The following is a 6,643-nucleotide window of genomic DNA, read 5'->3' on the forward strand; positions in this document are numbered from 1 at the left end:
CGGAATTCCTTCGAGAATGAACAGCCAGTGCCAGCCCTTGAGGCCCGCGGTGCCGTGCATCTCGAGGAGAAGGCCCGAGACCGGGCCGCCGATCATGGTGGCGACCGGAACCGCGGCCATGAACAGAGCGACGATGCGGGCCCGCTCATGCGCCGGGAACCAATAGGTGAGATAGAGGATGATGCCGGGGAAGAAGCCCGCCTCGGCCACCCCGAGCAAAAAGCGCATCACGTAGAAGCTCGTCTCGCCCGAGACGAGCGCCATGGCGGTGGCGATGATCCCCCAACTCACCATGATGCGCGCGATCCACACCCGCGCGCCGAAATATTGCAGCGCGAGGTTGCTCGGCACCTCGAACAGGAGGTAGCCGGCGAAGAAGATGCCGGCGCCCGCCCCGAACACCGACGGCGAGAAGCCGAGATCCCGGTTCATGGCGAGGGCGGCGAAGCCGACATTCACCCGGTCGAGGAAATTCACCGCGTAGCAGAGGCAAAGAAACGGGAGCAGCCGGCGCGCGGCCTTGGCGATGGCGCTTCGTGCCGCCTCGTCGTCAGTCATCCAGCCCTCCCGCCCTTGATCTCTAACACGAGCCGGCTCGTGTCAGAAGCGTGAGGAGCAAAGCTTTCGTTATGGGAGTATCTTTGCCTCGCCACACACACTGATTCGGACGGCTCTCTGGAGGACACTCAAATGGCGATGACTATGCAGCAAGCGTCGGCCGCCATGCGCGAGGCCATGCGCGCGACGGTCAAGCGTTATTCGACCTGGTATCTGCTCGAGGGCATCTTTCTGGTGATCGCCGGCGTCGTGGCGCTGGTTTATCCCTATATCGCCTCGGTCACCCTCATCTTCCTGCTCGGCTGGGTGCTGATCATCAGCGGCGTCCTTCAGGCCGTCGGCCTGATCGGGGCGAGGGACGTGCCGCATTTCTGGCTGCAGCTCATCTCCGCCGTGCTCGCCATCGTGATCGGCGTGCTTCTGCTGCGCAATCCCGATGCGGGATTGGTGGTGATGACCTTGCTCCTGATCGTGTTCTTTATCGTCGAGGGCATCTCGAAGATCATCTTCGCCCTCAACATCAGGCCGTTTCCCGGCTGGATGTGGGTGTTCCTGAGCGGGCTGATCGGCATCCTGCTCGGCGCCTATTTGTGGGCCAACATGCCGGTCGCCTCGGAGATCGTGCTCGGCGTCCTGCTCGGCATTCAGCTGATCGTCGAGGGGGCCGCGCTCGCCTATCTCGCCTGGATGGTGCGCTCGAGCTAGAGGCCGGCAGCGTCAAGACGCTGGAGCAGGGCGCCGTGCCTCTCTGCGGCGCGCCTGCTCCAGGTCTCGCTAAGGACTGGGCGCAGCCTCGACATAGCGCGAATACACCCAGCCCGTCTCCGACGTGGACGGGTCAGTCACCTGCACCCAGTTCCCTCTCCTGCTCGCAACGCGAAGCTTGGTGCCTTTCTCGGCAACCTTGAGCGTCTCCGCATTGGATGACGGCTCCTTCCTGAGATTGGCGTAGCTCGACAGCGCGACCCACTCATCCTTGGCGGCGCCCTCCTCGGGTGCGGCCGATTGCGCCGCCTGATCGGCCGGGGCGTTCTCGTTGGCGGCGGCGTTGGTCGGCTGGGCCGCCGGCGGAGGAGGAGGCAAAGCGCTCGGCAACGCCGCCGGCGGCGGCGCGGACGGTTGTCCGACCGCGCCTCTGAGCTCGATCAGCCTCGCCTCGGTATTGTCGATGCCGAGTTGCTTGGCCCGCTCGAACCACACCGCCGCCTCCTTGGGGTCGGCCTTGATGCCTTGGGCGCCGATCTTGTCGATGAAGCCCTGATCGTAGGTGGCGCCGACGAGGAAAGCGGCTTCCCCGCTTCCCGCCTCGGCCGCGCGCTTGAAGTAGGCGCGGGCGCCGGCGAAATAGCCGACGTCGATCATCTTCTGGCCGTGCGCGATGAGATCATCGATCCGCCCGCTCTCCTCGGCGCGCAGGATGAGCGCCTGCTTGGGGTCGGGCGCTATGTCGAGCCTGGTCACGGCGCTCGCGAGAATCGTGCCGTCGGCGGCGACGAGATCGATGTGAATGTCGGAGCCGCCCGCGGCGCCTCGCGGCAGGCGCAGGCGCAGATCGCCGATCTCGTCCGGTCTCAGGCTCCATTCGCTCTCGCCATAGGGCCGTCCTTGCGAGAAGGTGGCGCCGTCGGGAAGCGCGCGGATGGCGATGACGCTGCGCGCCGGCAGCGCCTCGTCGGTGTCAAGCGTCACGTCGAAGGCGACCTCCTCGCCCGGCTTGGCCGCGAGCTTGACCGGCGCGGTGAGCGCGATGTCGGGCTCCGGCCGCGCCATCTCGGTGGGGACGACGCTCGCGATCATCGACGAAGCCTCTTCGGGCAGGCTCCTCTGAGGCGCAGGCTCCTGCGGCGCGCTCGCTTGCGGCGGAGCCACGGCGAGTTCGGTCTCAACCCCCTTCGCTGCGCTCTGCTGCGGCATCGGGATTCCGCCTTGCCACAGCAGAAGGAGCAGGAGCGCCGCCGGAATGAGCGAGACGAGGAGGAGCGCCGCGATCACCCAGCGATTGACCGCCGAGATCGGCCCGGGGTCGCGCTGCACGATGACGGTCGGCTCCATGAGGGGCTGACCCGCGCCCGCGGCGAAGCTCCTCTGCCCCTCGGGAGCGAAGCGTTCGGCCATCGAGGACACGGTCGCTTCGCCCCCGGGGCTTGCCTCCTCGCCGATTTCGACGCGGACTTCACTGGCAAGACGTTCCGCGAGACTGCGCGGCGTCCTCGCCGATTGAGATGAACCGAGCGCCCAATGGCCCATGGCACCCTCCCTACGCGATACACAAGAAAGACGGTGAGCTGAGCGGCACCCTGCCGCCACCTGTGGCCGTCAGTTACTGCCCTGGTTCTTGCTCCATTCGAGAAACGCCTTGAACAGTTCCGCGCGCTCGGCATCGCTGAGCGGGGCGCTGCCCGATGGCGCCGCCTGCGCGAGGAACGTGTCGAAGCTCTTCTTGGTGTTGCCGTCGGCCGACGCCGTCGCCTTGGCGCGGTCGATGAAGGCCTGCGCGAGCGGCGAGCGATGCCAGCCTTCGAGCGTCGCGGCATAGTTCACCTCGCGCCATTTGGGATGATGCGGCGGCTTCAGGAATTGATCGAAATTGCCGAGAAAGGCGTCGACGAAGCGCTCGAGCTTCTTGTAGCGGACGTTGTCGTCGCTCCAGTTGAACGACACGAGCACGGCGCAGACCGCGACGGTATCGACGCGGCCGCCGGCCGGGATGAGATCGGGATAATCGTCGTGGCTGAGGGTGGCAGGATAGTAACTGTCCTCGAGCTCCTTGGCGTAAGGCACCGGGAGCAGCTTGAGCCCGGTGGTGTCGCGCAGATTGGCGAGCATCGGCGCGGGCTTTCCCGTGACCACGATGGTGCCCGCGATCTCGCCCGATCTCAGCTTCTGCAACGCGTCGTCGTCGGTGAGGTGGACCTGCTTCACTTCAATGCCGAGGGCCTCGAACACGAGCCGGCCGGTGATCTCGGTGCCGCTTCCTTCGGCGCCGAAATTGACCGGGCGCCCCTTGAGGTCGTCGACCGAGTTCACGTCCTCGCGCACGAGAATGTGCATCTCCTCGTTGAACAGCTTGGCGACATAGGCGACCTGGTCGATGAAGTTCGGCCCGAGCTCGCCGGTGCGGGCGAAATATTTGAGGATGTTGGCCTGGGTGACGCCCATATCGACGCCGCGCAGGAACAAGACGTCCTTGACGTTCTGGGCCGGCCCTTGCCCGACCATGGGGACGACGCGCAGGCCGTCTCCGTTCACCACCTCGGCGATGTCCTGCACGATGGCGAGATCGGTGCCGGTGGGGCTTCCGGCCATGATCGTCACCACGTTCTCGTTCATGCGCGAGCGGAAATTCTCGCGCAGGGTATCGGCCTGAGTGGAGGTCTTTGGCTCGGCCTTGGCCTCGTCCTTGATGCGAGGCGCCGCGACGGCGGTGACAGCAAGCAGACAGAGTCCGCAAGCGAGGGCAATACGCATGACTGACAGCCTCTCCCGGCGCGCGGGCAGACGCGACTACCGATGCGCCCCGCCGCCGCGCGCCACGGAAGAGCGCGAGGGCTGCAGCGGTCTGATTTTTTCCGGAAAGGCGAGCGGCCCTTGACCGCTCGCGACTCCCCCGTCCCGCCGCAACTCCCTCTCGGGCGCCATGGGAAGTGATCTTTAAGACGCTGTCAAGTCGTTATCGCGGTATGACACGAGATTACCTTGAGTCTGCCTTACTTGTGGCAGGACTTACTCACATTCCTCAGTAAGGCGGTAACTATTTATTAAATATTAACCAAACAAAAGCTCCAACGTTACGGCATGCAGACCGCAACGCTTGGAGCTTTTTACTTTTAGGGCAGGCCTTGAGGGGCGTGCTCTGGCGCAATCAACGCAGAAGCTGCCCGAGGGTTCCAATCGCCGCGAGACTTCGCGCGGGCGCGCAAACCGCATCATCAGCTTCGCGCCAAGGTGAGCCTCGCCGGTCCTATGCGGCTCGTCAGCGCCACGGCGAGACGATCGCCATGCTGCACAAGCGTCACGCTCGCGCGCCGGCCTCCTCTACCGACCCGCCGCTGTAACGATTGCCGCGCACGCTCACTACGGTACGGCAGCCGAGTAGCCGTTCAATCGGCGTCCATCTTCAGCGCGGCGATGAAGGCTTCCTGCGGGATCTCGACGCGGCCGAAGCTCCGCATCTTCTTCTTTCCCGCCTTCTGCTTGTCGAGCAGCTTGCGCTTGCGCGTGATGTCGCCGCCGTAGCATTTGGCGGTGACGTCCTTCCTGAGCGCGCTGATCGTCTCGCGCGCGATCACCTTGCCGCCGATCGCGGCCTGGATCGGGATCTTGAACAGGTGCCGCGGGATCAGGTCCTTGAGCTTCTCGACCATGGCCCGCCCGCGCGCCTCGGCGCGGCTGCGGTTGACGATCACCGAAAGCGCGTCGACCGGCTCGTCGTTGACGAGGATCGCCATCTTGACGAGGTCGCCCTCCTCGTAGCCGATGATGTGATAGTCGAACGAGGCATAGCCGCGGCTGACCGACTTCAGGCGGTCGTAGAAATCGAACACCACCTCGTTCAGCGGCAATTCGTACACCACCATGGCGCGGGCGCCGGCATAGGTCAGGTTCTTCTGCCGCCCGCGCCGGTCCTCGCACAGCTTGAGCACCGAGCCGAGATGCTCGTCCGGCACGAGGATGGTCGCCTCGATCCACGGCTCCTCGATCTTGGCGATCTTCTGCGGCTCGGGCATGTCGGCCGGGTTGTGCAGCTCCTTCATCGTGCCGTCGGTGAGATAAACGCGATAGATGACCGACGGCGCGGTGGCGATCAGGTCGAGATTGAACTCGCGCTCGAGCCGCTCGCGGATGATCTCGAGATGCAAGAGTCCGAGAAAGCCGCAGCGGAAGCCGAAGCCGAGCGCGGCCGAAGTCTCCATCTCGTAGGTGAAGCTCGCATCGTTGAGGCGGAGCTTGCCGACCGCCTCGCGCAAATTCTCGAAGTCGTTGGCATCGACCGGGAAGAGGCCGCAGAACACGACCGGTTGCGCCGGCTTGTAGCCGGCAAGCGCCGCCGCCGCCGGGCGCTTCTCCTCGGTCACGGTATCGCCCACGCGGGTGTCGGCGACCTGGCGGATCGAGGCGGTGAAAAAGCCGATCTCGCCGGGACCCAGCCGGTCGCGCATCTCCTGCTTGGGGCGGAAGATGCCCACGCGGTCGATTGCGTAGGCGGCGCCGGTCGACATCAGCCTGATCCGCTGGCCCTTGGCGAGCGTGCCGTCGAAGATGCGCACGAGCACCACGACGCCGAGATAGGGATCGTACCAGCTGTCGATCAGGAGGGCCTTGAGCGGCGCGTGCGCATCGCCCTTTGGCGCGGGCAGGCGATGCACGATCGCCTCGAGCACCTCCTCGACGCCCTTGCCGGTCTTGGCCGAGATCTCGAGCGCGTCATGCGCGTCGAGCCCGATCACGTCCTCGATCTGCTGGCGAACCCGTTCGGGCTCAGCCGCGGGAAGATCGATCTTATTGAGGACGGGGACGACCTCGTGGTTGTTGTCGAGTGCCTGATAGACATTGGCGAGCGTCTGCGCCTCGACCCCTTGCGTGGCATCGACCACAAGGAGCGAGCCTTCGCAGGCGGCCAGGCTCCGGTTCACCTCGTAGGCGAAATCGACGTGCCCCGGCGTGTCGATCAGGTTGAGCTCGTAGAGCTCGCCGTCTCGCGCGCGGTAGTCGAGCCTCACCGTCTGCGCCTTGATGGTGATGCCGCGCTCGCGCTCGATGTCCATCGAATCGAGCACCTGCTCCTTCATCTCCCGCGCCGAGAGCCCGCCGCAGAGCTGGATCAGCCGGTCGGCGAGGGTGGACTTGCCGTGGTCGATATGGGCGATGATGGAGAAGTTGCGGATGCGCGACAGCGGCGCCGGGGCCTGATCATTCATGGCGGGCTTGGTACGGGAGCAGCCCGCTCAGGGTCAAGCGGAGGCGCCCCGAATTGCGGCAAAAGAGTGTGCGGAACTGCCTCATTGTCGTAGCGGTTGGAGTCTACAGGATGCGCCGTGTGACAACCGTTAGACACTCAAAACGGAGGCATTTGATGCTGAAGAAA

General features: G+C 65.2%; 5 protein-coding genes. 1 reads left to right on the forward strand and 4 read right to left on the reverse strand.

What is annotated here, in order from left to right; genetic code table 11:
- Positions 1-558, reverse strand: a 558-nt coding sequence (locus VFB18_RS07890; RefSeq protein ID WP_324973229.1) for an MFS transporter, incomplete at its 3' end; no start/stop codon positions are given.
- 144 nt (positions 559-702) lie between these two features.
- Here VFB18_RS07890 and VFB18_RS07895 point away from each other — a divergent pair.
- Positions 703-1,263 carry an HdeD family acid-resistance protein gene (locus tag VFB18_RS07895; protein ID WP_324973232.1) on the forward strand — a complete coding sequence of 187 codons (561 nt, stop codon included), beginning with the start codon at positions 703-705 and terminating at the stop codon, positions 1,261-1,263.
- A gap of 69 nt (positions 1,264-1,332) precedes the next feature.
- Here VFB18_RS07895 and VFB18_RS07900 read toward each other — a convergent pair whose 3' ends face one another.
- The 3 genes from VFB18_RS07900 to lepA all read right to left on the reverse strand — a co-directional run bounded on the left by VFB18_RS07900 (position 1,333) and on the right by lepA (position 6,476).
- Positions 1,333-2,805 (reverse strand): SH3 domain-containing protein, encoded by a 1,473-nt coding sequence (locus tag VFB18_RS07900; RefSeq protein ID WP_324973234.1) that lies wholly within the window; start codon positions 2,803-2,805, stop codon positions 1,333-1,335.
- Positions 2,806-2,874: 69 nt separating this feature from the next.
- Complete coding sequence (locus tag VFB18_RS07905) at positions 2,875-4,026, reverse strand: TAXI family TRAP transporter solute-binding subunit (protein WP_324973236.1); 1,152 nt, start codon at positions 4,024-4,026, stop codon at positions 2,875-2,877.
- A gap of 632 nt (positions 4,027-4,658) precedes the next feature.
- Positions 4,659-6,476, reverse strand: coding sequence for a translation elongation factor 4 (gene lepA / locus VFB18_RS07910; protein ID WP_324973238.1), 1,818 nt, complete (start codon positions 6,474-6,476; stop codon positions 4,659-4,661).
- Positions 6,477-6,643: the final 167 nt, after the last annotated feature.

The sequence above is a fragment of the Methyloceanibacter sp. genome, from assembly GCF_035650995.1.
Lineage (GTDB): Bacteria > Pseudomonadota > Alphaproteobacteria > Rhizobiales > Methyloligellaceae > Methyloceanibacter.